27 protein-coding genes and 2 tRNA genes are annotated in these 24,356 nt (G+C 30.7%); 3 read left to right on the top strand and 26 right to left on the bottom strand.

From position 1 onward, the window contains the following. Positions 1 to 10: 10 nt before the first annotated feature. The 18 genes from AC2D8K_RS10145 to AC2D8K_RS10060 all read right to left on the bottom strand — a co-directional run bounded on the left by AC2D8K_RS10145 (position 11) and on the right by AC2D8K_RS10060 (position 15,434). Positions 11 to 84, bottom strand: a tRNA-Gly gene (locus AC2D8K_RS10145). Between the two features lie 23 nt (positions 85 to 107). After that, positions 108 to 193: transfer RNA gene (locus AC2D8K_RS10140), tRNA-Leu, on the bottom strand. A 274-nt stretch (positions 194 to 467) separates the two neighbouring features. Then, entirely contained in the window at positions 468 to 926 is a 459-nt protein-coding gene (locus AC2D8K_RS10135) for a SprT family protein (RefSeq protein ID WP_002451619.1), read from the bottom strand. Then, entirely contained in the window at positions 919 to 3,069 is a 2,151-nt protein-coding gene (locus tag AC2D8K_RS10130; RefSeq protein ID WP_484698599.1) for a Tex family protein, read from the bottom strand. The genes AC2D8K_RS10135 and AC2D8K_RS10130 overlap by 8 nt, the downstream gene beginning before the upstream one ends. Before the next feature lie 212 nt (positions 3,070 to 3,281). Next, the gene (sigB, locus tag AC2D8K_RS10125; protein ID WP_002451621.1) at positions 3,282 to 4,052 is read right to left on the bottom strand and encodes an RNA polymerase sigma factor SigB; all 771 of its coding nucleotides are present in this window, start codon (positions 4,050 to 4,052) and stop codon (positions 3,282 to 3,284) included. Next, positions 4,027 to 4,506 carry an anti-sigma B factor RsbW gene (gene rsbW, locus AC2D8K_RS10120; RefSeq protein WP_002451622.1) on the bottom strand — a complete coding sequence of 160 codons (480 nt, stop codon included), beginning with the start codon at positions 4,504 to 4,506 and terminating at the stop codon, positions 4,027 to 4,029. Before rsbW ends, sigB begins: the two co-directional genes overlap by 26 nt. Position 4,507: 1 nt before the next feature. Continuing rightward, positions 4,508 to 4,834: an anti-sigma factor antagonist gene (locus tag AC2D8K_RS10115; RefSeq protein ID WP_002451623.1), complete on the bottom strand. Its 327-nt coding sequence runs from the start codon at positions 4,832 to 4,834 to the stop codon at positions 4,508 to 4,510. 94 nt (positions 4,835 to 4,928) lie between these two features. After that, positions 4,929 to 5,930: a SpoIIE family protein phosphatase gene (locus AC2D8K_RS10110; RefSeq protein ID WP_075778711.1), complete on the bottom strand. Its 1,002-nt coding sequence runs from the start codon at positions 5,928 to 5,930 to the stop codon at positions 4,929 to 4,931. A gap of 326 nt (positions 5,931 to 6,256) precedes the next feature. Further along, entirely contained in the window at positions 6,257 to 6,619 is a 363-nt protein-coding gene (locus tag AC2D8K_RS10105; protein ID WP_002451625.1) for a type II toxin-antitoxin system PemK/MazF family toxin, read from the bottom strand. Beyond that, complete coding sequence (gene mazE / locus AC2D8K_RS10100) at positions 6,616 to 6,786, bottom strand: type II toxin-antitoxin system antitoxin MazE (protein WP_002451626.1); 171 nt, start codon at positions 6,784 to 6,786, stop codon at positions 6,616 to 6,618. The genes AC2D8K_RS10105 and mazE overlap by 4 nt, the downstream gene beginning before the upstream one ends. Before the next feature lie 91 nt (positions 6,787 to 6,877). Continuing rightward, a complete protein-coding gene (gene alr / locus AC2D8K_RS10095; protein ID WP_002451627.1) occupies positions 6,878 to 8,026 on the bottom strand; it encodes an alanine racemase in 1,149 nt (382 codons plus the stop codon). Between the two features lie 51 nt (positions 8,027 to 8,077). Beyond that, the gene (acpS, locus tag AC2D8K_RS10090; protein ID WP_002451628.1) at positions 8,078 to 8,452 is read right to left on the bottom strand and encodes a holo-ACP synthase; all 375 of its coding nucleotides are present in this window, start codon (positions 8,450 to 8,452) and stop codon (positions 8,078 to 8,080) included. Positions 8,453 to 8,484: 32 nt separating this feature from the next. After that, the gene (locus tag AC2D8K_RS10085; protein WP_002451629.1) at positions 8,485 to 8,982 is read right to left on the bottom strand and encodes a PH domain-containing protein; all 498 of its coding nucleotides are present in this window, start codon (positions 8,980 to 8,982) and stop codon (positions 8,485 to 8,487) included. After that, positions 8,969 to 10,495 (bottom strand): PH domain-containing protein, encoded by a 1,527-nt coding sequence (locus tag AC2D8K_RS10080; RefSeq protein WP_243590426.1) that lies wholly within the window; start codon positions 10,493 to 10,495, stop codon positions 8,969 to 8,971. The genes AC2D8K_RS10085 and AC2D8K_RS10080 overlap by 14 nt, the downstream gene beginning before the upstream one ends. Further along, positions 10,488 to 10,961: a PH domain-containing protein gene (locus AC2D8K_RS10075; RefSeq protein ID WP_002451631.1), complete on the bottom strand. Its 474-nt coding sequence runs from the start codon at positions 10,959 to 10,961 to the stop codon at positions 10,488 to 10,490. The genes AC2D8K_RS10080 and AC2D8K_RS10075 overlap by 8 nt, the downstream gene beginning before the upstream one ends. 197 nt (positions 10,962 to 11,158) lie before the next feature. Beyond that, positions 11,159 to 12,688 (bottom strand): degradosome RNA helicase CshA, encoded by a 1,530-nt coding sequence (gene cshA / locus AC2D8K_RS10070; protein WP_002451632.1) that lies wholly within the window; start codon positions 12,686 to 12,688, stop codon positions 11,159 to 11,161. Positions 12,689 to 12,986: 298 nt separating this feature from the next. Beyond that, the gene (locus AC2D8K_RS10065) at positions 12,987 to 14,348 is read right to left on the bottom strand and encodes a UDP-N-acetylmuramoyl-tripeptide--D-alanyl-D-alanine ligase (protein WP_484698592.1); all 1,362 of its coding nucleotides are present in this window, start codon (positions 14,346 to 14,348) and stop codon (positions 12,987 to 12,989) included. A 15-nt stretch (positions 14,349 to 14,363) separates the two neighbouring features. After that, complete coding sequence (locus AC2D8K_RS10060) at positions 14,364 to 15,434, bottom strand: D-alanine--D-alanine ligase (protein ID WP_002451634.1); 1,071 nt, start codon at positions 15,432 to 15,434, stop codon at positions 14,364 to 14,366. A 358-nt stretch (positions 15,435 to 15,792) separates the two neighbouring features. Here AC2D8K_RS10060 and AC2D8K_RS10055 point away from each other — a divergent pair, with 358 nt between their 5' ends. Then, positions 15,793 to 16,983, top strand: coding sequence for an FtsW/RodA/SpoVE family cell cycle protein (locus tag AC2D8K_RS10055; protein ID WP_049425344.1), 1,191 nt, complete (start codon positions 15,793 to 15,795; stop codon positions 16,981 to 16,983). 137 nt (positions 16,984 to 17,120) lie between these two features. Here the strand turns inward: AC2D8K_RS10055 and AC2D8K_RS10050 are convergent, their stop codons facing one another. The 3 genes from AC2D8K_RS10050 to csoR form a co-directional block, all read right to left on the bottom strand. Continuing rightward, complete coding sequence (locus tag AC2D8K_RS10050; protein WP_002451636.1) at positions 17,121 to 17,258, bottom strand: Lmo0850 family protein; 138 nt, start codon at positions 17,256 to 17,258, stop codon at positions 17,121 to 17,123. Positions 17,259 to 17,397: 139 nt separating this feature from the next. Continuing rightward, on the bottom strand, positions 17,398 to 17,604 hold the full coding sequence (csoZ, locus tag AC2D8K_RS10045) for a putative copper chaperone CsoZ (protein WP_002451637.1): 207 nt from the start codon (positions 17,602 to 17,604) through the stop codon (positions 17,398 to 17,400). A 10-nt stretch (positions 17,605 to 17,614) separates the two neighbouring features. Continuing rightward, on the bottom strand, positions 17,615 to 17,908 hold the full coding sequence (csoR, locus tag AC2D8K_RS10040) for a copper-sensing transcriptional repressor CsoR (RefSeq protein WP_002451638.1): 294 nt from the start codon (positions 17,906 to 17,908) through the stop codon (positions 17,615 to 17,617). A 188-nt stretch (positions 17,909 to 18,096) separates the two neighbouring features. Here csoR and cls point away from each other — a divergent pair, with 188 nt between their 5' ends. Both cls and AC2D8K_RS10030 read left to right on the top strand, forming a co-directional pair. Next, positions 18,097 to 19,581: a cardiolipin synthase gene (gene cls / locus AC2D8K_RS10035; protein WP_002451639.1), complete on the top strand. Its 1,485-nt coding sequence runs from the start codon at positions 18,097 to 18,099 to the stop codon at positions 19,579 to 19,581. 129 nt (positions 19,582 to 19,710) lie between these two features. Continuing rightward, entirely contained in the window at positions 19,711 to 20,355 is a 645-nt protein-coding gene (locus AC2D8K_RS10030; RefSeq protein ID WP_002451640.1) for an HD domain-containing protein, read from the top strand. A gap of 39 nt (positions 20,356 to 20,394) precedes the next feature. Here AC2D8K_RS10030 and yidC read toward each other — a convergent pair whose 3' ends face one another. The 5 genes from yidC to tenA all read right to left on the bottom strand — a co-directional run bounded on the left by yidC (position 20,395) and on the right by tenA (position 24,282). Then, a complete protein-coding gene (yidC, locus tag AC2D8K_RS10025) occupies positions 20,395 to 21,264 on the bottom strand; it encodes a membrane protein insertase YidC (protein WP_002451641.1) in 870 nt (289 codons plus the stop codon). A gap of 88 nt (positions 21,265 to 21,352) precedes the next feature. Beyond that, a complete protein-coding gene (gene thiE, locus AC2D8K_RS10020; RefSeq protein WP_002451642.1) occupies positions 21,353 to 21,994 on the bottom strand; it encodes a thiamine phosphate synthase in 642 nt (213 codons plus the stop codon). Then, positions 21,995 to 22,786 (bottom strand): hydroxyethylthiazole kinase, encoded by a 792-nt coding sequence (thiM, locus tag AC2D8K_RS10015; protein ID WP_002451643.1) that lies wholly within the window; start codon positions 22,784 to 22,786, stop codon positions 21,995 to 21,997. It lies immediately after the preceding gene. Then, positions 22,779 to 23,600 (bottom strand): bifunctional hydroxymethylpyrimidine kinase/phosphomethylpyrimidine kinase, encoded by an 822-nt coding sequence (gene thiD / locus AC2D8K_RS10010; RefSeq protein ID WP_002451644.1) that lies wholly within the window; start codon positions 23,598 to 23,600, stop codon positions 22,779 to 22,781. The genes thiM and thiD overlap by 8 nt, the downstream gene beginning before the upstream one ends. Further along, on the bottom strand, positions 23,593 to 24,282 hold the full coding sequence (gene tenA / locus AC2D8K_RS10005) for a thiaminase II (protein ID WP_002451645.1): 690 nt from the start codon (positions 24,280 to 24,282) through the stop codon (positions 23,593 to 23,595). The genes thiD and tenA overlap by 8 nt, the downstream gene beginning before the upstream one ends. Positions 24,283 to 24,356 lie beyond the last annotated feature (74 nt).

Here is a 24,356-nt window from a genome sequence, read left to right as displayed (position 1 = left end):
AAATAAATCATGGAGCGGGTGATGGGAATCGAACCCACAACATCAGCTTGGAAGGCTGAGGTTTTGCCATTAAACTACACCCGCATATATAATTTCAAAAGTTATTTTGGTGCGGCCGAGAGGACTTGAACCTCCACGGGATTTCTCCCACTAGGCCCTCAACCTAGCGCGTCTGCCATTCCGCCACGACCGCTGGCAAAACGCATTCAAAAGTTTATCGATTTCTCAATAGCATAATAAATTGTAAATCATTTATTAAACGATGTCAATAACTTTTTAACATTAAATTAATAAAATTAATTATCTTGTAATGTTTGCTAATTTATTAATGCAACGCTATTTATAATAAATCATTGTAAAAGTAATGTCAATACTTATTTGAAATATAAAGAGAGAGCACTTAATTAATTTTCTTAATAGTACTCTCCCTCAAATTCATATCTATTTACTCTTAGATTTATAATGATTTAATTAACCTTTTTTCTATTTAACCTTAATTTTCCACCGCATTTGCCACATCTCATGATACTTATATTTACTTTTTTTATTCTTAAATATTTTGTACCACAATTAGTACAAATATATTCATAGTTAGCACGTGCTTCATATGATTGAGTTGGACTGCAATATCTTGGTGCACCAACTTTTGCACTTAAATTTTTAAAGTCTCGATCTTTATGTTTATAACCTTTATCTAAAATATGCAAATGATAATGACAAAGTTCATGTTTTATAATATCGATAATGGCTTTTTTACCATAATGCTCATATTGTTTTGGATTAATTTCTATATCATGTGTTTTTAGTAAATATCTACCGCCAGTTGTCCTTAAGCGTTTATTAAAATACGCATTATGCTTAAATGGGATTTTAAAATATCTTAAGGAAATATCACATACTAAACTTTGTAATTCCTGATCATTCATATGGATTAATCATCGTCAATGAAACTTTATCTTTTTGTGTATCTATGCTAAGTATCCAAACATCGACAATATCTCCTACACTTACGATGTCCATAGGGTTCTTCACGAATTTTTTTGATAGTTTTGAGACATGGACAAGTCCGTCTTGTTTGACGCCAATATCAACAAATGCTCCAAAATCTACAACATTTCTAACAGTTCCACTGAGTTTCATTCCTTCTGATAGATCCTCTATTGATAAAACATCTGATTTTAAAATTGGTGTTTCAAATTCATCACGTGGATCTCTATTTGGTGCTTTTAAAGATTTTATAATATCTTCTAAAGTTGGTATACCTATATTTAATTGATCAGCAATTTCATGTACATCAATTGAATCTAATGTGCTTTTTAATGTTTCACTACCTACATCTTCAACTTTAAGATTTAATTGGTTTAGTAATTCATATGTTACTTCATAACTTTCTGGATGGATAGATGTATTATCTAACGGTTCTGAACCATCTACAATTCTCATGAAACCTATACTTTGTTCGAATGTCTTGGCACCTAGACGCTTAACTTTAGCAATATCTTTATGATGTTTAATGGCGCCATTTTCTTCTCTATATTCTATTAGATTTTGTGCAATTTGTGATGAAAGTCCTGATACATATTGTAATAATGAACGTGAAGCCGTATTAACATCTACGCCAACTTGGTTTACTGCTGTTTCGACAACAAATGTTAGTGCTTTCTCTAATTCTTTTTGGTTCACGTCATGTTGATATTGACCTACCCCTATTGATTTTGGATCTATTTTGACTAATTCACTTAAAGGATCTTGTACCCTTCTTCCTATTGAAACGGCACTTCTTTCTTCAACTTGGAAATCAGGAAATTCTGCACGCGCAATTTCTGATGCTGAATATACTGACGCACCTGCTTCATTTACTATAATAAATTGCACATTAAGATTATATTTCTTAATTACATTAGCGATGAATTGTTCTGTTTCTCTACTAGCCGTACCGTTTCCAATTGCAATTAATTGAACATCATAATCATTAATCATTTTTACTACTATTTTTTCAGCTGGTTCAATTTTATTCACTGGAGGATGTGGATATATCACATTCTTAGCTACAAATGTGCCATATGGATTAATAACCGCTAGTTTACATCCAGTTCTAAAAGCTGGATCTACACCTAGTATTTGCTTCCCTTTCATCGGCGGTTGTAATAGTAAGTTTCTTAAATTCTCACTGAAAACATTTATAGCATGGTTTTCAGCTTTTTCTGTTAAATCGCCTCTGATTTCTCGTTCAATAGAAGGCATTATTAATCTCTTGAGACTATCTTTAATTGCATTTCTTACAATTTCTGTCGCTTCATTTTCACTTTTTATTTCTTGTTTTTCGATGTCTTTTTCTACTTGTTCTGTATCAAATTCTATTTTTACAGATAATATTTTTTCTTTTTCTCCTCTATTAACGGCTAAAACCCTATGATTAGCTATCTTTTTAATCGGTTCTGCATAATCATAATACATAGAGAATATTTCTTTTTCATCTTCAGCTTTTTTCTTTTTAGTAGTTACGATTTGTCCGTGTTGATATACATTTTTTAATATTCTTGAACGATATTTAGGGTTGTCAGAAATTTGCTCTGCAATGATGTCTTGTGCACCTTGAATAGCTTCTTCAACGCCTTTTATTTCTTCATTAATAAACATTTGAGCTTTTGATTCAACATTTTCATTTAGTTTAGGCTGTAACAACCAAGTAGCAAAAGGTTCTAAACCTTTTCTTTTCGCTTCAGTGGCACGTGTTTTTTTCTTTTGTTTATAAGGTCTATATAAATCCTCAACACGTTGTAATTTAGTTTGTTTAAGAATATTGTTTTTTAATTCATTAGTTAGCATACCTTGTTGCTCAATACTATGAATAACTTCTTCTTTTCTTTTTTGTAAATTGACCATGTATTGATATTCATCTGATATTTGTTTAATTTCTACTTCATCTAAACCACCAGTTTGTTCTTTACGATATCTCGCAATGAACGGAACGGTATTTTTATCTTCTAAAAGTTTTAATACTGAAGTGATTTGTTTTTCTGAAAAATTATATTTTTCAATAATTGATTTTATTAAATGATTGTCCATAGTTCTACCACACTTTTTCTTTAATTTATCTTTTTATTTTAACATAGTTGCTTTCTGTAATTATTAATACTAATACTCTTATTATCAAGTATTATAAGTATAAAAACAAAAATAAGATTACTATTTCTTCAACAGTACCTCACATTATTGTGTAGCTTCTGACTAAAGAAATAATAACCTTATAAATATTAATGTTAACTATTTTTAAATATTTATTGTTTAGCTGCTTCTTGCAACTTTTTAATTGCAGTTCGCTGTAATCTAGACACATGCATTTGGCTTAGTCCTATACGCTCACCAGTTTCTTTCTGACTTAATCCTTCAATGAATGTACACTGAATGATTTCTTTCTCTCTGTCAGATAATATTGGTAAAATTCTTTCAAGTATCATGCGCTTTTCTGTAAGATCATAATTATCATCTTGTTGACCCATAATATCTAATAAGGTAACTGTAGACCCGTCTTTGTCCGCTTCAATTGAATGGTCTACACTTAATGCATTATAGCTTTGGCCCATTTCCATAGCTTCAAGTACTTCTTCATCTGTAACTTCCAAACGAGCAGCAATTTCACTTATTGAAGGTGAACGTTCTAATTCATTTGTAAGTTCATCACTTACCTTCTTTATGCGTGGACCTATTTCTTTTATACGTCTAGGTACATGAACACTCCATGTTTTGTCTCTTAAATATCTTTTTATTTCACCAATAACAGTTGGCACTAGGAATGCTTCAAATTTTCGATCAAATGACAAATCAAATCTATTTATAGCACCTATTAAACCAACCATTCCCACTTGAACTAAATCTTCATGATGTGATTGACCTTTAGAATATTTATAAGCTAATGATTCAATTAGTTTACGATAGTGCCTTACTAACTTATCTTGAGCTCCGCTATTTTGGTCTTCTTGGTGTTCTTTAATCCATTGGTTAATCTGTTCAGGTGATACATCATTAACTGATTTCGACTCTTTCGTCATTATTTCGCACCTGCTCTTTTTTTATATACTTAATCATACTTATAGTAACACCAGACTCTTTGTAAACAGTTACTTCATCCATTAGTGACTCGATTAAGAATAATCCTAATCCACCCTCACGTAAGAAATCTATATTTTCGTTATCATTATAAGGCCCTAAATTAGATTTAGTTATCTCATAATCAAAGCTTTCACCTTGATCTGAAATCACAATCTTAATTTTATCTTCAAAGACTTCAAAGCACAAATTAATCATGCCTGTTTCGGGATTATGTTTATATGCATGTTTGACTGCATTCGTAACTGCTTCACTTACAGCAATTTTTGAATCTTCTATATCATCATATGATGCACCTGCTCTAGTAAACACTCCAGATAATGTTAATCTAATTAAACTTACATATTCGGCAGAAGCTGGTAACCGCATTTCAATATAATCTTGTTTAGATTGCATGTTACTCTACCTCCGTTCCTTCATTAACATGCATTAAATCTTTTAATCCGGTAATATCAAACAATCTTCCTATACGGTCAGAAACGCCTAAAATATATAAATCTTTACCGTTTTGATTTAATGCTTTAAGTGTGCCTACAAAAAGACCCAAACCTGTTGAGTCCATATAACTAACATTTGCTAAATTTACATGAATATCGTTTGTACCTTCCTGTCTCATTGGTACTAACACTTCTTCTAACTCAGGTACTGTATAAACGTCTAATTCTCCGCCAACTTTAACTTCATAATATGTATCATGTGTGACAGTCTCTATATTAAGATTCATTTGGTTACACTCCTAATTATATTTCAAATCTTCTAGTTTACTATTCAAGAATAATTATACCCAAAGTCAACGTTGCTTAATCATAAAATAAAAATTAATTTACTCTTTTAATAATTAAAATAGTCATATCATCTTTTTTATTAGGATTTTGTACTTTTAATATTGCTTCATAAATAATTTGAACAATATCTTGAGGGTGCATATGTTTATATTTCTTGATTAAATTTAATAAAGTATCTTTCTGGATGAATTCGCCTTCTTTATTTCTTGCTTCTGTGACTCCATCAGTAAATATAATCACCAAATCATCAATATAGATTGGTATTTCCTGCTGACTATATCTAGTTTGTTGATTAACACCTAAAACACGGCCTCTTACTTCAATTTCTTGAAACTCTTCAGTTTCGGCTCTATATACATAACCTGGTTCATGACCAGCTGAACTGCAATATAATAAATGGTTCATTTCTTCATACAAACCATAGAACATTGTAACAAACATATTTTGGTTGACGTTTTTTTCGACAACTCTATTGAGCCTCTTTAACCCTTCACTTGGCAATTGAGAATGTCCATATGAGTCCATACCGAACTTTATCATACTCATTGCTAAAGCAGCCGGTATACCTTTTCCAATGACATCTGCAACTGCAAAACTCATAGTACCATCATTGTGATCTATTAAGTTAAAATAATCTCCACTTACCTTTTGAGCTGCAACTGATATTACACCAATTTGAATACTATCGAATTGAGGAATATCTGTTTTCAACATAGTTTGTTGAAGTCTAGAAGCTAGATCTATTTCTTTATCGTGGTATTGAAGTTTGTTTACTAATTTTTGATAATCTCTATAACTGTAACCAAATCCTTTAACTACTTCTTGAAGGACATCTAAAGTATCAAGCGCTTCGTGATCAGTAACGTTTAATGAAGATATATAATTTTTATGTATTTCAACAATATCTTCTGGCAAAATGTCCTTTTTTATAACTTCATTAGTAAACTCTTCACACTTTTTTATTAATTGAGTTTTATTATTCGTGCTTAAACTTTCATCAATCAATTTTTTATAATCTTTTTTAAATTCTTCCACGATTTTGCCTCCTCAATACGACTTCAACGCTCAGTTTCTAACGTTCAATCAAAATATCTTTCTTTATAATTAGTAAAAAAGACTAAAACCTCGATACATCTAAAAAAGACTTTAGGAATGGAATACCTAAAGCCGTAAAACTTAAGACATCCTTTTATAATAAATAATACTTCGAAATAACTATCATTGCTCATAAAATGTTAAAAACTAAATGCTCAACGTTATAAATAAATCTATTTATATATATTTAAGCAGTTGTAATTATTATAAAGTTATTGTCTTTGATCTCATTATTTTATTTGTATTGGAATAATACATACAATTAATTATGTCTTAGAATGATTGAAATTATGTAAACCTAGACTGATGTCTAGGGCGTAATCTACTTCTTTCATTTTGTTATCAGACAAATATGTGAGTTTTTCTTTCAAACGATTTTTATCTAAAGTACGAATTTGTTCTAGTAAAATGACTGAATCCTTATCAAGTTTGTACTTTTTCTTTTCAATCTCAACATGTGTAGGTATCTTAGCTTTATTAATCCTTCCAGTAATTGCAGCTACAATTACAGTGGGACTATATTTATTACCTGTGTCATTCTGAATAATGACTACGGGTCTCACTCCCCCTTGTTCTGACCCTTGAACAGGCGATAAATCCGCTAGATAAACGTCTCCTCTTCTAATCATTCATTCTTAGCATTAGAAGTTAAATATGTTTCATTGCAATCGCACGCTTCACATTCAATAGGAAAAGCTTCGGTTGCTAGGGAGAGATTTAAATCAGCCATTTGTGCATAACCTTCTTTTAAAGATTGCTCTAAACTGTAACTTCTATTTTGATTAAAAGATAACATACAAAGAACCTCCATCTGATTCCAAAAGTTGCATTATTAAGATTTCTTAATTTAACTTAATAATAACAAATTTTGAAATCAGTGACTATACTTATTTTAATAATTCATTAGATATCTCTGTATTATCTTCTATGTGATAAATGCGTGGTAATCGTCTTGATAAATTGCATAGAACTTCATAATTTATTGTATTTTGCTGCTTAGCTAATGCTTCAACAGATTGTTCTGTATCTACATGGTTATCTAACAGAATTACTTTATCTCCGACTTTTACTGTATCTGGAATTTTGACCATCGTTTGATCCATACATACTCTTCCTATTACTTCGCATTGTTGACCGTTCACATTGACATATGACCCTTGCATAGAACGTAAATAACCATCTGCATAGCCAATTGGTAATACAGCTATTCTCGTTGGTTCCGTTGCAGTATAAGTACTGCCATAACTTACAGAATCACCAACATTCAATGTTTTTGTTTGTACAATTTCACTCACTAATTGTGCACTTGGTTTCAAATGTACTTTAACGTTTTCTTTCACATATTCAGAAGGATAATATCCGTATAGTGATATACCTAAACGAATCGCATTACAGAACTGACCATCCATTAATAGAGAACCTGCTGAATTTTGTGTGTGTATATAATGTGGTTTTTCTACTTGTTCTACAAGTTCTTTGAATTTTTGATATTGTGTAGCCATATCGTCTCCAGGTTCATCAGCACATGCAAAATGAGTATATACACCTTCAAATACAAGTTGGTCATATTTACTAATAATATCTACAACTTCTTTGTATTCTTCAACATCTTTCATACCTAGTCTACCCATACCTGTATCAAGTTTTAAATGTAACCAAAGTGCTTTCTCATTTTCATCTGATATGTTCTTAATGGATTCTTTTAACCAAGATTTTGAAGGGACTGTCAATGCGACACGGTGTTGGATAGCTTTATTAATATCTTTAGGCGGAATTACTCCTAAAATTAAAATTTTAGCTTTAATGCCATGCATACGTAATTCTATTGCTTCGTCTAATGTTGCAACTGCAAAAAATGAAGCACCATTTTCCATTAAGTGTTGTGCAATTCTAACACTACCTAAACCATATCCATTGGCTTTAATGACTGATATAACAGTCTTATTAGCATGCAATTTATCAAAAGTTTGATAATTAGATAAGATTGCATTCAAATCTATATTTAAATACGTCGATCTGTAAAATTTTTCTGACATAATGTCATTACCTCCTTTAAAACCTAACAACATAAATACAAATGAGTTAGTTCACACATCATGATTATCATCTTGTTTCTCTAAAAGAACTTGACTCATCGCGTAATTTTCAGTGTGGGTAATACTCACATGAACTCGAAAACCACTATAGTCTATGCATGGTTTGCCTAGATAATCGTTATAGCAGTTGATATCATGAAATGCTATTGTTTTCCCTAATCCAGTTCCTAAAGCTTTACTAAACGCTTCTTTAGTAGCAAATCTTCCCGCAAGATATTCAATTTTTCTTTTTTGTTGTGAAAAACTATTAAATTTGATTTGCTCTTCTTTAGATAGAATTCGTTCAACAAACTTTTGATTTTGCTTATTATAAACATTTTCTATTCTCTCAATTTCTATTAAATCTAATCCAATACCATATATCATAGGACGCCTCGTTATCTTTTATCATTCTATTCTTATAATTTTACATCATTTTGATTTAGATTTTCACTATTTCGTCTTTCTTTAATTAAATGTTTGATTTCTTCAGCTTTTTCTTTGTTTATAAGTAATAATTCAGAGTTACCTCCTGCTGTTGATAAAGTGACTGTAGCTAGTTGATATTTTCTCATAATAAAGCCTTCGCTTATATCAATATTTTGAATTCTAAAAAACGGTATAATATTAGTATTAATAAAGATAATCCCTTTTCTCACATGTATCTCGTTATTCTTTATTTTATATCTGAAATTCTTATATCTAAATGTTGGTATAACGAATAACATTGTAATACTGCATACAATAAAGAGTGTTATACCTCCAATAGCGATTGACCAGTTATCTGTTAAATGTAAAAATTTCCAATTTAGAATTAGAATACAAATCAAAATAAGAAAAAGTATGATCAACAAAATAGAATTAGCTAAAACCATAGATTTCTTAGCATTAACATCCATATAATTATAATTCGACACGTTGATCACCTCCTACATACCATGTTTTAAGGGTTTCTATTGATTTTTCATCTGAGAATTTTAATCCAATTGTTTGATTTGAAGCACCTTTAGAAATTAAGAAGTTGAAATTACCTAAATAATTTCTTATTAAAAATGGATGAGTTTTAATTTCCATTCCAATAATTTTATCGTATTTTAAATAGTATCTTTTAATACTAAACAAGTTCACTTTCTGTACTGTCATTTCGTCATTTTCAAGTTGAAATCCAGACAAATGAATATAAAGTAATGCTTCAATAATTAGTGCTAAAATCATTATACAAACTATAAATAAAGCCCAAGCTGACCAATAATATAGTCCTATAATACCAATTAAGATTAATACCAACGAAGGGATTAAAAAATGTCTATGAAAACCTCTCCAAGGCATACCGATATGAGCAGGCTTGAACTCCATTTCTGGAATTAATGCCTTAATGATTCTATATGCCTCTTTACTCTTTATGAATGGAATAATCATTATATTTCCACCTACAGTTGAATCATCTTCCATCTTCTCTTCAAAATCACTCGTAATCAATACGTGTATAGCTGTAAAACCGAATAACTTTCTAATATATGATTGATGTTCGACAACTGCTTGAATACGCTCTGTAGGTACGGTAACGTTCTTTTTAGTAAACAAACCATATTGAATTTTCAATTGATGATTTTCTTGTGTTAGTGTATATCCGAAATATTTAATGAAATTGATAATTGCACCTATAATATAACTCGCAACTAATATCACTCCAATGATGATACTTACGATTAATACAATGGCATTAGCCAAATGAGTCATTTCTTCAGTAATACTTTTCCACGGAATGATATTGGACACACTACCTATGATAGGTGAAATAGTTGCTATTGCGATTCCTATAGCACCACTTGTTAATGACATTAAAATTAAATCTCTGATTGATAACTTAAATACACGACGTTTTTTGGGTTCCTCATTAAATGATTCTTTCTTATGTAATTCATTATTCTCTTCAGTATTATGAAAATCATTTGTTTCTATTTCAATCTGAGAATTATCTAACTGAGTTTGAATATTTTTGATTGTATGTTCTAATTCAATACTTTGTGATTTGGATATAGTTGATAATTCTATACCATCACTTGGTGTTTTTATTTGTAATTGCACACCACCTACTATTTGATTAATCATACTTTGTGAAGTGTCTACAGATTGAATACGACTGATATCTAACTCTTTACGTTCTTTGTTAAATATGCCCGTTGTTAATATAAAGTGGTTATTTTCAATCCAATATCTTGTCTGATACACTTTCAATATTTGTCCAATAAACGATATTAAGAAAAATATAAACAACACTGCCGGTACAATATACTCACGAATATTAGTAAAATCAAAGTCTTTAAAGTTAAAAACTAAAAATACAATAATTACAATAATATTTTGTTTGAACGCTTCAATTAAGCCTGATATATAAGAAATAGGGTGTAATTTTTGTGGGCTAAACATCATATTCAGCTCCCCTCAATTGACTAAAAATTTGATCTTCTATATATTCTGCTTCCTTTTCAGAAACAAATGGTAATTCAATCGAATGACCTGCAGAAACAAATGAAATTTCATTAATTTTAAATAATTTAGCTAGTGGGTTAGTTCTAATTTGTAAAAATTGAAGTCTTTCTACTTTAGTGATGTCTTGACGTTTAAAGAAAAAAGTAGACTTCACCTCTAAAATATTATGATGAATTCGATAATATAAAAAGTGATAATTTACAACAGGAACGTAAAAGAATCTAATTAAACTTATCCCCCATAAAAGAAAATATATGTATATGATAAAGTGCCACCAATTAAATTGATTCCATAAATAAAATAGAATTGTAAAAATAATAATTTCAATAATCAAGTTAAGCCCTGAAGTTAAAAAATAGTATGTCAATGTATTTCTGGGACTTTTATGAAATGTATTATCCATCAATAAGCTCCTTTTCATTTTAGTCACATTATATCATAGACAAATTACCTTCTAAATGCTCCTCATTACTTATTAACGTTCTTTAAACCCAAATTACTTTAGTATATTTTAGAAACAAATAAATAGAGCATACATTTAACCGAAGCTAAATGTATGCTCTATTTTTAATACAAATATATTGAGTATTGATAAATTAATTATTTCTGATGGTCAGCAAATGTGCGACCTTTCATTGTCTTGTTTGACCCTTGAGATGATTTATCTTTACGGTCAAATTTTTTGTTATTGTTTTTCTTAGAAGCAAAACCTTTTGATGAACGTCTATTTTTGTTATCAAATTTACCGCCACCGCGTTTATTATTGCCTCTTCTAGAGTTATTATTACCTTTTGAATTACGACCTTTACGTGAAAGTGGTTTTTCAAAAGTTAATTGAACTTCAACTTCATCATTAGCTTCAACTAACTCTTGTAATAATGATGCAACTAACTCAACATCATTGTACTCTTCAAGTAGTTCAGTTGAAATTCTTTGTAAACGAGGTTCATTGTCTTTAGACATCCAGTTTTGTACTTTTTCTTTAATATCGTCTTCACGTGCTTTCAATACTTCTTTACGATGAGGTGGTCTTAAAGCAGTCATTCTTCTATTGTTAGCATCTTCGATTTGACGAATATAATCCATTTCGATTGGATTTACAAAAGTAACAGCGATACCTTCTTTACCAGCACGACCAGTACGTCCGATTCTATGCGTGTAACTTTCAGTATCTTGAGGGATATCAAAGTTATAAACATGACTAACGCCAGAGATATCTAAACCACGTGCCGCTACGTCAGTTGCTACAAGAATGTCAATTTGATCATTTTTGAATTTTTTCAATACTTCTAAACGTTTAGCTTGCGTAATGTCACCATGTAAACCTTCAGCTTTATAACCTTTAGAAAGTAACGCGCTTGTTAACTCATCTACACGACGTTTTGTACGACCGAACACAATAGCTAGTTCTGGTTGATGTACATCTAAGAAATTAGTGAAAGTATCGAACTTTTCTAATTCTTTAACAATTGTATAATATTCGTCGATTTGTGGATCAGACATTTCATTATTCATTGTTTTAATAATTTTTGGTGTTTTCATGAATTGTTGTACTAACGTTTGAATAGCTTTTGGCATAGTAGCTGAGAAAAGCATCGTTTGACGTTGTTCAGCCGGGATTTTATCCATGATGAATCTCATATCATCGATGAATCCCATGTTCATCATTTCATCCGCTTCATCTAAGATAAGTGTGTGAATATCGTTAGTTTTTAATGTACGTCTATTTAAATGGTCAATGACACGTCCTGGTGTACCTACTACGATTTGTGGTCCTTTTTTCAAGGCTTTAATTTGGCGCTCGATTGGCATACCACCAAATACCGTAACAACTTGTACGTTTTGACCTTTACTAAATACTTTTAATTGCTCTGCAACTTGCATAGCTAATTCTCTAGTAGGCGCTAGAATTAACGATTGAACACCTTGTTCTCCAACAACCTTTTCAATTAAAGGTATACCAAACGCACCCGTTTTACCAGTACCTGTTTGTGCTTGTCCAAGGATGTCATGTCCTTCTAACGCATAAGGGATACTATCTTTTTGGATAGGAGTTGGCTCTTTAAACCCCATAGATTCAAGTGTTTGAACCGTTTTATCCGAAATCCCTAGTTCTTTAAAATTTTGCAAAATAATTCTCCTTTTACATGTTTATTTCTCAATATACTTTTTTGCATATATGTTCATTTATGTTTTATCAACTTCTTAATAGTACCACCTAACATTTATTATAGCAATAAAGCAGTTGGCATATCGTGGTGAATCATGTCCTTTTATTATGAAATTTTTCCTTTTAAACTGGTGTTTTATATAATTTGGAAGCGTTTCATAAATATATTTTATTTTTTAAATAAAAATAGTAAGACTACTATGTTATTCCCAATTATATGAGAAATTAACATGAGTCTTACTACAATAACATAAAGCATTATTTAATTAATGCATCTACTACTTCTTCTAATTTCATACCTCTTGAACCTTTAATTAAGACGTTATCATCTGGTTGAACGATATGTGTCATATAAGAAATAAGTTTTTCTTTATCATTAAAATGATGTGCTTCATCAACATATGACTTACCTGTATTGTGTATAAATGTTGCTTCACTACCAAATGTAATTAATTGATCGATGTGTTTATTCTGTAAATAAGTTCCGACTTCTTCATGCATACGTTGACTATTGTCACCTAATTCAAGAACATCACCAAGCACAATAATCTTTCGTCCATTCATGTTACTTAACGTATCTATAGCAGCTTTCATACTTGTTGGACTTGCATTATATGCATCATTAATGACAGTAACTTGTTGTTCTGTTTCATGACGTTCCATTCTCATGCCTGTTAATTTAACACGTTTGATATTGTGTTGAATTGTTTTATACGAAAGTCCTAATTCTTGCCCTACTGCAATGGCAATAGCAGCATTTTTCATATTATGAATACCTAATATAGGTAATTCATATTCTTGTTGATGATTAATTGTAAATGCAATGCCTTCTGTTTCAACTTGATCATTTACACTACATACTAATGAATTGCCTTGTTCTAACCCAATGCTAATACATTTAGCTTCTTTAATTTGTTCGACATGCGGTTTTAACAAAGGTTCATCACCATCATAGATAAATGTACCATTTGATTTTAAGCCAATTGTTATTTCTGATTTAGCTTGAGCAATGCCTTCACGTGAACCTAAATCTTGCATATGTGACTCACCAATATTAGTAATTACAGCAATGTCTGGTTCAGCAATAGTAGATAATAATTCAATTTCATGGAATCCTGACATTCCCATTTCTAAAATAGAAATATCAGTGTTTTTATCTAAATCTAAAATAGTTAAAGGCATACCAATCTCATTATTGTAGTTACCTTGTGTCTTTTTCACATTAAACTCTGTATTAAGTACACATTCAATCATATCTTTAGTTGTTGTTTTACCATTGGAACCTGTCACAGCAATGACCTTTGGATTAACATATTTTAAATATGCTTTAGCTAAATCTTGTAATGCTTGCAACGTATCGTCTACCCATATAATAGGTCCTTCTATATCCTTGGGCAGTGATACATATTTTTGATAAAATGATGCACCTGCTCCATCTTTGAGTGCTTGTTCAACGAAACGATGACCGTCAACGTTTTCACCTTTAAAAGGTATAAATAACATGTCTTTTTTTATCGCTCTGGAATCAATTGTGACACCTTGAATTGATTGATGAAGATATTGCTCATCTATTTCACAATCAATCCATGCCTTAATTTGTTTTAATGTTACGTTAATCATTTCAAGCAACCTCGTTTAATCTATTTTATATTTATTTTTCTTTTTATCTTCGTGTCTTTCTTTAGCTAAATCTATTAATTTTGCAATTAAATCTGCATATGAAAGACCCATGTTTTCCCATAGACTTGGATACATACTAAAAGACGTAAAACCTGGCATTGCATTTGTTTCATTAATATAAATTTGATTATCTTCAGTAACAAAGAAATCTGCACGTACTAAACCTGAACAGTCCGTAGCTTTAAATGCTTCTAATGCCATATTTCTTAAAGTCATTTGTACATCTTGATCTAAATCTGCAGGGATTTGTAATTGTATTTTTCCATCTTTATATTTTGATTTATAATCATAAAACGCTACATCTTTAACAACCTCACCTGGCCATGTTGTTTCAGGATAGTCATTGCCTAAAACTGCAACTTCTATTTCACGTGCATTAACACCTTGTTCTATCACTAATTTACGGTCAAATTGGAATGCTTCTTTAATACCTGATTTTAATTCATCTTCATTATTACATTTACTAATACCTACACTTGAACCTAAGTTTGCAGGTTTAACAAATACTGGGTAACTTAATTTATCATTAACTAATTTAAGAATATTATTCTCATATTTTTCAAATTCACTTCTTAAGAAACTAATGTATGGTAATTGTGGTAACCCTCTATGTTCAAACAATTGTTTCATAACTAGTTTATCCATTGAACTTGATGCTGCTAAAACACCATTTCCTACATAAGGAATGTCGAGCACTTCGAATAATCCTTGAATTGTACCATCTTCTCCATTTGGGCCATGTAATAATGGAAACACAGCATCATATGATTGTCCTAAACTTCCCTTACTTAATAATTGAGAAATTTCACCGGTAGGAATATTATCGATTCTTAAATCCTCTGTTGATTCAATTTCACTAGTGATGTTATCTTGTTTCTTCCATTCACCGTCATTTGTTATATAAATAATATCAACTTGATATTTATCTTTATCAATCGCATTTAATACATTCTGGGCAGTTAAGATTGATACATCATGTTCTGCACTTTTTCCTCCGTAAACGATACAAATATTTTCTTTTGTCATTTCGTTTTTCCTCCAATAAACGCTATGGAATAACGTCTTATCATTTTAATATCTACTTTTAAATATATGTATTTTTAATATACAAAGTCTTCTCTGAAACTTAATATTATCATATTTGATAGGACTTTTGCATTTTATAATCTATTAATATAAATGGAAAAGTTACTTAACCTAACCAATCTTCACTCTAAATATATCATTTGAAATAAAATGGTTAGTTCATTTGGACTTGATATTCTAGCAAATTTCTATAAAGTCATGTAAAATCGTTATATAATTATGGATGATAGATGAATGATTATCAATATTGATAATTCATTACCAAATATCTCATCACGTGTAGTAAAAGGAGTAAATTATGAAATATTCATCCCGTCAACAGCCTAACAAACATTGGTTACTTAAAGTAGACTGGATTTTAGTAGCAATCATTACATTGTTAGCTATATTAAGTGTTACATTAATTAGTTCTGCCATGGGCGGTGGACAATATAGTGCTAACTTTGGAATCAGACAAATAATGTACTATATTCTAGGCGCAATAATGGCCATAATAATTATGTTTATTTCACCTAAAAAAATAAGAAATTATACATATTTGCTTTATGGAATTTTTTGTATTTTATTATTAGGACTTTTAATATTACCTGAAACACCTATCACACCAGTTATTAATGGTGCCAAAAGTTGGTATAGCTTTGGACCAATTAGTATTCAACCTTCTGAATTTATGAAAATTATACTTATATTGGCTTTATCTAAAGTAGTGGCACGACATAATCAATTTACTTTTAACAAGTCATTTCAATCTGATTTGACATTATTTTTCAAAATCATAGGTGTTTCTATTATTCCAATGGCGTTGATTTTATTACAAAATGATTTAGGAACAACGTTGGTTATTTGTGCAATCATTGCCGGAATCATGCTAGTTAGTGGTATTACATGGAGATTACTTGCACCTATCTTCATTGCGGCAATCGTAATTGGTTCGTCAATTATACTTACTATTCTTTTCAAACCATCATTAATAGAAAATTTATTAGGTATAAAGATGTATCAAATGGGACGAATCAATTCATGGTTGGATCCATACTCATATAGTAGTGGAGATGGTTATCATTTAACCGAATCACTAAAGGCCATTGGTTCAGGTCAACTATTTGGTAAAGGTTATAATCATGGTGAAGTTTATATACCTGAAAATCATACCGATTTTATTTTCTCTGTGATAGGCGAAGAAATGGGATTCATAGGATCAGTTATTCTCATTTTGTTATTTTTAATTTTAGTCTTTCATTTAATTAGATTAGCTAGTCGGATTAATGATCAATATAATAAAGTATTCATTATAGGATATGTATCACTAATTGTTTTCCATGTTTTACAAAATATTGGAATGACAGTTCAATTGTTACCAATTACTGGTATTCCTTTACCATTCATTAGTTATGGTGGTAGCTCATTATGGAGTTTAATGACTGGAATTGGTGTCATCTTATCCATTTATTATCATGAACCTAAAAAATATGAAACTTCAAAAGAATAATTTATATCAAATAAAAATAGAGTCAGTCCGTGAAAGGACTGACTCTATTTCTTTACTAAAAAATCGCCCTTTTGAAACGACGACTCACATTTACAATTTAAGTGCACTTACTAACCAAAATCCTAAATCAAGTTCACTTATTTACATTCGTGACTGATTTGATTTGTTGTAGGTAACGTATTAATAATGTCTAAACGAGATTTAGTTTTTTTAATATTTACACCTAATGATGATAATAAACTGACTACATTTTGAATTTTCTCTGAATTCTTCACTAATAACACCTCGTTTGGTTGACTTCATAACTAATCATACCCCAATTCAGACTACTTTACTACATGATTTTTAAAATTTAATATAATCTTTACTTTTTATAACTTAAAAATATGTTCAATAAACTGAATTTGCGTATTATCAATAGAGGACTTTATATCCAGCATCATAAATTTCTTTTTCAATACTATTTAAATTCGCAGGTGTTTCAAATTCTATTGAAATGTTTCCAGTATTGATATCGATTTCAACTTGATATACACCTATCATTTCAGTTAAAAGATTTTTTACAGATTCAGATTGTTCTTGTGTTTCTATACCAGCTGTATAAACAATTTTTTGTTGCACTTAATATCCCTCAATCTTTCATAAGTTTTTGAAAAGTAACGAGTAGCTCTTCCATTGCCTCTTCTTGATGTCCTTGATTAACTTTTTCTGCAATACAACTTTTCATATGTTGTTCTAATAATTTAGTAGCTACGCTATTTAATGCAGAACGTGTAGCTCTGATTTGAGTTAACACATCATCGCAATATACATCTTCTTCTATCATTCGATTAATAGCTCTCACTTGACCTTCAATACGGTTTAATCTCGATTTTAAATTTGCTTTACTTTGTTCAGAGTGATGCGCATGATCTTGTTCTGTCACTTGAGTCACCTCTTTATTGATTTCCCTACTATCCTACTTCTCTAATACTATTTAGTCAATAATAGAAACACTTATTAATACAATCAGTATAATGATAAAAAGATGACTTCATGGTACAATTATGTAGTTAAAAACTTTTGTTAAATCAATTAAATTTTAATACAAATAATATAATAAGGAGGTATTTTATGGTCGAAATATTCACGATGACTTTCGCTCATTCCAATCTTATTATCAATATTATTTTGATTGGTGCTTTTATTTTGAACTTAGCCTTTGCCTTTACCATTATTTTTATGGAAAGACGTAGTGCTAATTCAATATGGGCATGGTTATTAGTCCTTGTATTTTTACCTTTATTAGGTTTTATATTATATCTACTTTTTGGCCGTCAAATTCAAAGAGATCACATTTTCACATTGGATAAAGACGATAAAGTTGGCCTTGAAATGATTGTTGATGAACAACTTAAAGCCATAAAAGATAAAAACTTTTCAAAGGGAAATCATCAAATTGTTAAGTTTAAAGAAATGGTTCAAATGTTGTTATATAATAATGCAGCTTTTTTAACAACTGATAATGATTTAATGATATATACTGACGGTCATCAAAAGTTTGATGATTTATTAGAAGATATTAAAAATGCTAAAGATTATATACATATTCAATATTATATCTTTCACAGTGATGAACTTGGAAAGACCATTTTAAAGGCTTTAGAAGATAAAGCTGAAGCTGGTATTGAAGTTAAAATGTTATATGATGATATGGGTTCAAGAGACTTAAGGAAAAAGGATTTGAAAGCATTTCGTGAAAAAGGTGGTCATGCAGAAGCTTTTTTTCCATCGAAACTTCCACTTATTAATTTACGAATGAACAATCGAAATCACCGTAAAATCGTTGTGATAGATGGTAAAATAGGATATGTGGGTGGATTTAACGTTGGTGACGAATATTTAGGTAAATCTAAAAAGTTTGGATATTGGCGCGATACACATTTACGTGTTGAAGGAGATGCAGTTAACGCTCTTCAATTAAGATTCATCCTAGACTGGAACTCTCAATCTACACGTGACAATATTACTTACGAAGAACGCTATTTCCCAGATGTCAATTCAGGTGGTACTATTGGAATACAAATCGCTTCTAGTGGTCCAGATGAAGAATGGGAACAAATTAAATATGGATATTTAAAAATGATTTCTTCTGCTAAAAAATCAATTTATATCCAATCACCTTATTTCATTCCTGACCAAGCTTTTTTAGATTCAATTAAAATTGCTGCACTTGGGGGTGTAGAAGTCAATATTATGACTCCAAATATGCCTGATCACCCTTTTGTTTATTGGGCAACTCTAAAAAATGTAGCTTCCCTCTTAGAAGCTGGCGTCAACGTATATCAATATAATAATGGATTTTTACATTCCAAAACATTAATTATTGATGATGAAGTCGCAAGTGTTGGTACTGCCAATATGGACCATAGAAGTTTCACGCTAAATTTTGAGGTGAATGCCTTTATATATGACGAAGGTATTGCTCGTTCTTTAAAACAAGCCTTCATTGATGATATGAAAGTTTCCGATCAATTAACTAAAGAAAAATATGAATCGCGTAGCTTATGGATCAAATTTAAAGAAGGTATATCACAACTCTTATCACCCATTTTATAATACAGTATTCACAATAAATAAGATTTTATCGATTGTATAGATAAACAAATATATGTAATTAGAATAAATACAAACCTGAGACCCATACCTATTGTTGTCTCAGGTTTTCATTATGAAAGGATGAATTGAATGAATAATGAAGAACGAATTCAAATGGCTTTCAGATATATGCAAGCATTTCATAAAAATGATTATAGTGGTCATGATGTTGAACATGTTAATCGTGTACACGCATTAGCAAAGTATATTGCTAAGAAAGAAGGTTTTGAACATTCATTTATCATTGAACTCTCAAGTATACTACACGATACGATTGACCCTAAATTAGTAAATGAACAACAGGCTAAAGCTAAATTAATAGAGTTTTTAAGAGAAATTGAATTATCTGAAGATGATCAAACTCATGTTATACATATTATTGAGAATATGAGTTATAAGAATGGTTCAAACAACTATATTGAATTATCAACTGAAGGTCAAATTGTCAGAGATGCCGACCGTCTAGATGCCATTGGTGCTATTGGTATTGCTAGAACATTTCAATTTGCAGGTTATTTCAATGAACCAATGTGGACGGAAACAATAATGCCTAATGATTTTAGTGAATCAACTCTAACACAATTACCACCTTCTGCTATAAAACACTTTTATGAAAAATTATTTAAACTTAAAGATTTAATGCATACTCAAACTGCTAAGCATATTGCAGCACAACGTCATGAATTTATGAAGTCATTCGTTTCCCAGTTTTTTGACGAATGGCACTATATATAAGAAAAACCAGCAAATCAATGATTTGCTGGTTTATTTAAATTATTTTTTATTTTTCTTAGATACGACTTGAGTATTTTTACCTTTTTTATTTGATGACTTACCGTCTTGATCAAATTTTTCAAGTAATGGTTCAACTTCTTTTTTAGCAAGTTTAGAATAGTACATATTAGCAAAATGTGTTTGTACAACTAAGAATGCTGCACTGACTGACCAATATAAACCTAATGCTGATGCTGAACTTAACGCAATCCAAATAATCATAATAGGTGATACAATCATCATCATATAACCCATTTGACGTTGTTCTTGAGGCATCGTTTTACTTGAAACATATGCTTGTATAAAGTAAAGCACACCTGCAATAATTGTAATCCAAATATCTGGTTTAGTTAAATTAAACCATAAAAAATGAGGGTGTACAGATAAGCCATTAACTAACTTGTCCTTAAGTACAAAGTATAACCCCATGATAATAGGCATTTGAATTAGCATCGGTAAACAACCCAACATGCTCTTCATTGGATTCATATCATATTTTTTATAAACTTCCATTAATTCTTGGTTAGCAGCCATTTTCTCTTCTTGAGTACGTGCACGTTTAACCTTTTCCTGAATACCATCTACTTCAGGTTTAGCAACTTTCATTTTTTCACGCATCATATGACTATTTTTGTAGTTTGATAACATGAATGGAAGTAACACAAGACGAATAACAAATACTAAAATGATAATAGCTAAACCATAATCATTGTGTAAAACATCGTTACCCAACCACTGTAATAAGTGTTTCATTGGATCAACGAACGTATTATAGAAAAATCCACTACGAGCTCCAGGTTTTGAATAATCACAGCCTGCTAAAAAGACCATTAAACCTAAAAACAAAGGTAGCAACGCTTTTTTCTTCATTTTTCCACCTCTATTGTAATATTCACATAGGATTTATTCTATCATACTCATACTCTAGGATAAAACAAAAAGTGGAAAAAATTAAAGATTAATTGAAATATTTCTTGAATTCATTAACAGTGTTGTCAATATTATTACTTTTGCTAATTGCTGAAATCACTGAAATGCCATCAGCACCTGCATTTGCAATGAGGGCAACATTCTCCTCATTAATACCTCCAATAGCAACCATAGGAAAATCACCCATTTTTTGTCTTAACTGTGTAATCATATCTGGACCTACTGGAGCACTAGCATCACTTTTAGATGGTGTTTCAAACATTGGTCCAACTCCGATGTAATCAACATTAGTGAGATCTGATTTTTCATACTCATTTAAATTTCCAACACTTAGACCGATAATCTTTTCTTGAAAATCATTTGCAAGAGCTCGAACATCTTCATCATCTTGACCAACATGTATACCATCAGCATTAATGCTCTTGGCTAATGAGACATCATCGTTAACAATAAATGGTACATCATATGATTGACATAGAGCTTGTAATTCTTTAGCTAATTTTTCTTTCTTCAAGCCAGTTAAAGCTTTATCACCTTTTTCTCTAAATTGAAACATCGTAATGCCAGCTTCTAAAGCTTGTGTTAGGATACCTTGAATAGTTTGGTGTTCAGGTATATCTTGGGTGCCACATATAAAATATATTTTTAAATCTGTTGCTTTAAATGACATTTATTCAACCTCTTCTTTTCTAACATATTTTTCAAAGGTTTGATAATCCAATAAATACATTTGATCTAGTAATTCTGGTAAAAATGAGCCAGGACCTTTGACATGATCTGCGTTTTCAGCAATTTCACCAGCTATATTATAAAAACTAACCGCTTCTACAAGTGTTTCTTGTTGAGGATGATTATTTCTAAATAAGAAACTAGTAATAATTCCACCTAATAGGCAACCAGCACCTGTAATTTTAGCAGACATAGGAGAACCATTTGAAAGTTGAGTCACTTTGCCATCTTGAACTACAATATCTTCTTTACCTGTGACTACAATTGCAGTGTGATATTTTTGATGAGCTTTCTTGGCAATTTCTATTGCATTTAGTGAACTATCTCCATCAGTCCCCTTCATTGTTGTATTGGTATCAATGAGTGTCAATATTTCTGAAGCGTTCCCTTTAATCACTGCAACTTTTACTTCACTTAAAAAGTTTTTACAAAAATCTTTTCTATATTGTGACGCTCCTACTGCGACAGGATCAAAAACAATTGGTGTACCAAGTTGATTTGCAATTTTACCTATCTTAATTAAATCTGCTTCATTATTATGCGTAAGCGTACCAATATTAATTAGTAATCCACTTGCAACTTGATAAAAATCTTCAGCCTCTTCTGGTGCCTCGCTCATTGCCGGACTTGCACCAATACTTAATAGACCATTTGCAGTAAAATTCTTAACTACATCGTTCGTATAACAAACAATTAAAGGATTCTCATTTCTAAGCTTTTCTAAATTATTCATCATCTAAACCTACTTTCTTTAGATACGCAAAATGATTGACTGGGCCACGACCTTTACCAATCTCAGGGGTATATTTGATACTCAAAGAAATAAATGTTTTAGCTTTTTCAACTGCTTCATAAATACTACGACCTTTAGCTAATTCAGCAGCAATGACAGCTGAAAATGTACAACCTGTTCCATGAGTATGTTTAGTATCAAATCGTTCATCTTCAAATGTGTATACGCCATCTTTTGTAAATAAAAAATCTTTAGCATTATTTAAGTCGGCAGAATGTCCACCTTTAATGATTACACCTTTGCTGCCAATGTCATTGATAAATATATCTCCTGCTTTTCGAATGTTTTCTTCAGTATCAATCTTTATACCAGTGATTTCTTCCGCTTCTGGAATATTAGGTGTAACAACATCAGCTAAAGGTAATAATGTACTTTGCAACTTTTGTTTGGTTTGATCATCCATCAACGAATCCCCACTTTTGGCTAGCATAACAGGATCAATCACGTATGGAATTGTAGGATAATCTTCTAAATAACTTTTGATTAATTGCATCGTCTCTTCTGTAGCAATCATCCCTGTCTTAATTGCATGAGGAAGTTCATCATTAAATACACTATCCAATTGTTCTTTAACCCATGATGTCTCTAGATTATGAATATGTTCTACGCCCATCGTATTTTGAGCGACAATACTCGTTATTGCTGCCATTCCATAAACGCCGCAAGAATGAAATGACTTCAAATCAGCCATTACTCCAGCACCGCCAGTTGGATCAGTACCTGCAATAGTTAAAGCAATTTTAGGTTTATTCATATTTGTCACCTCTAAAATTCCATTTTTCATCTACGTAGGCCATATTGAAAAAGTTTCTTTCATGAATAGTACTTTGTAAGAAATTCTCCTTAATCTCTTCTTTTTCTTCTGAAGTACAATTCTCTGTTAAACGATCCATTAATTCATCAAATAAATTTACTAGTGCATCCATTTCTGTACTATAAAATTCAAACCAATTAGACGTAATTGAATCTTTATTAAGTTGATTGTCTTTTATCGCTCTTTTACCAATTACCGCATATACATATGGACATGGTGCCATTGCTGCAATCGTATATGCTGCATTTTCATGTGCATAGGCATTATAGTACATATGCTTAATATAATGATCACCACTTGGTGGCCATACTTTTTCTTTAACAATCTCATGATATGGTTCATTTATGAATGAAGCTAAAATTTCATGTGCTTCTACTTCTCCTTCTAATAAAAATTCAATCTGTTCCACTAAAAATTTAACGTCATCCATATTATGCACTTTAGGAATTAATAGTGCATATAGATTAGCAAACTCTTTTAAGTAAGATGCATCTGCACGTAGATATTGTCTTACCGCTTGTTTAGATAATTCACCATGTAATAAATCTTGTATGAAACCATCATTATAAATATCCTCAATAATAGGTTCTGCTGCCACTCTTAAATCTTTAGAAAAACTCATAAAATTTCCTCCTTGAAATAAAAAAACTACTTTCCAAACTGGAAAGTAGCAAAATTAAGGCACGACCTAATACC

The sequence above is a fragment of the Staphylococcus sp. 510 genome (assembly GCF_057219715.1).
This window is presented reverse-complemented; position numbering and strand designations above follow the sequence as displayed.

Coding starts and splice junctions, on each gene's coding strand:
- AC2D8K_RS10135 (WP_002451619.1), bottom strand. CDS start 926: ATGAATGATCAGGAATTACAAAGTTTAGTATGTGATATTTCCTTAAGA.
- AC2D8K_RS10130 (WP_484698599.1), bottom strand. CDS start 3,069: ATGGACAATCATTTAATAAAATCAATTATTGAAAAATATAATTTTTCA.
- sigB (WP_002451621.1), bottom strand. CDS start 4,052: ATGACGAAAGAGTCGAAATCAGTTAATGATGTATCACCTGAACAGATT.
- rsbW (WP_002451622.1), bottom strand. CDS start 4,506: ATGCAATCTAAACAAGATTATATTGAAATGCGGTTACCAGCTTCTGCC.
- AC2D8K_RS10115 (WP_002451623.1), bottom strand. CDS start 4,834: ATGAATCTTAATATAGAGACTGTCACACATGATACATATTATGAAGTT.
- AC2D8K_RS10105 (WP_002451625.1), bottom strand. CDS start 6,619: ATGATTAGAAGAGGAGACGTTTATCTAGCGGATTTATCGCCTGTTCAA.
- mazE (WP_002451626.1), bottom strand. CDS start 6,786: ATGTTATCTTTTAATCAAAATAGAAGTTACAGTTTAGAGCAATCTTTA.
- alr (WP_002451627.1), bottom strand. CDS start 8,026: ATGTCAGAAAAATTTTACAGATCGACGTATTTAAATATAGATTTGAAT.
- acpS (WP_002451628.1), bottom strand. CDS start 8,452: ATGATATATGGTATTGGATTAGATTTAATAGAAATTGAGAGAATAGAA.
- AC2D8K_RS10080 (WP_243590426.1), bottom strand. CDS start 10,495: ATGTTTAGCCCACAAAAATTACACCCTATTTCTTATATATCAGGCTTA.
- AC2D8K_RS10075 (WP_002451631.1), bottom strand. CDS start 10,961: ATGGATAATACATTTCATAAAAGTCCCAGAAATACATTGACATACTAT.
- AC2D8K_RS10065 (WP_484698592.1), bottom strand. CDS start 14,348: ATGATTAACGTAACATTAAAACAAATTAAGGCATGGATTGATTGTGAA.
- AC2D8K_RS10060 (WP_002451634.1), bottom strand. CDS start 15,434: ATGACAAAAGAAAATATTTGTATCGTTTACGGAGGAAAAAGTGCAGAA.
- AC2D8K_RS10055 (WP_049425344.1), top strand. CDS start 15,793: ATGAAATATTCATCCCGTCAACAGCCTAACAAACATTGGTTACTTAAA.
- cls (WP_002451639.1), top strand. CDS start 18,097: ATGGTCGAAATATTCACGATGACTTTCGCTCATTCCAATCTTATTATC.
- AC2D8K_RS10030 (WP_002451640.1), top strand. CDS start 19,711: ATGAATAATGAAGAACGAATTCAAATGGCTTTCAGATATATGCAAGCA.
- yidC (WP_002451641.1), bottom strand. CDS start 21,264: ATGAAGAAAAAAGCGTTGCTACCTTTGTTTTTAGGTTTAATGGTCTTT.
- thiE (WP_002451642.1), bottom strand. CDS start 21,994: ATGTCATTTAAAGCAACAGATTTAAAAATATATTTTATATGTGGCACC.
- thiM (WP_002451643.1), bottom strand. CDS start 22,786: ATGAATAATTTAGAAAAGCTTAGAAATGAGAATCCTTTAATTGTTTGT.
- thiD (WP_002451644.1), bottom strand. CDS start 23,600: ATGAATAAACCTAAAATTGCTTTAACTATTGCAGGTACTGATCCAACT.
- tenA (WP_002451645.1), bottom strand. CDS start 24,282: ATGAGTTTTTCTAAAGATTTAAGAGTGGCAGCAGAACCTATTATTGAG.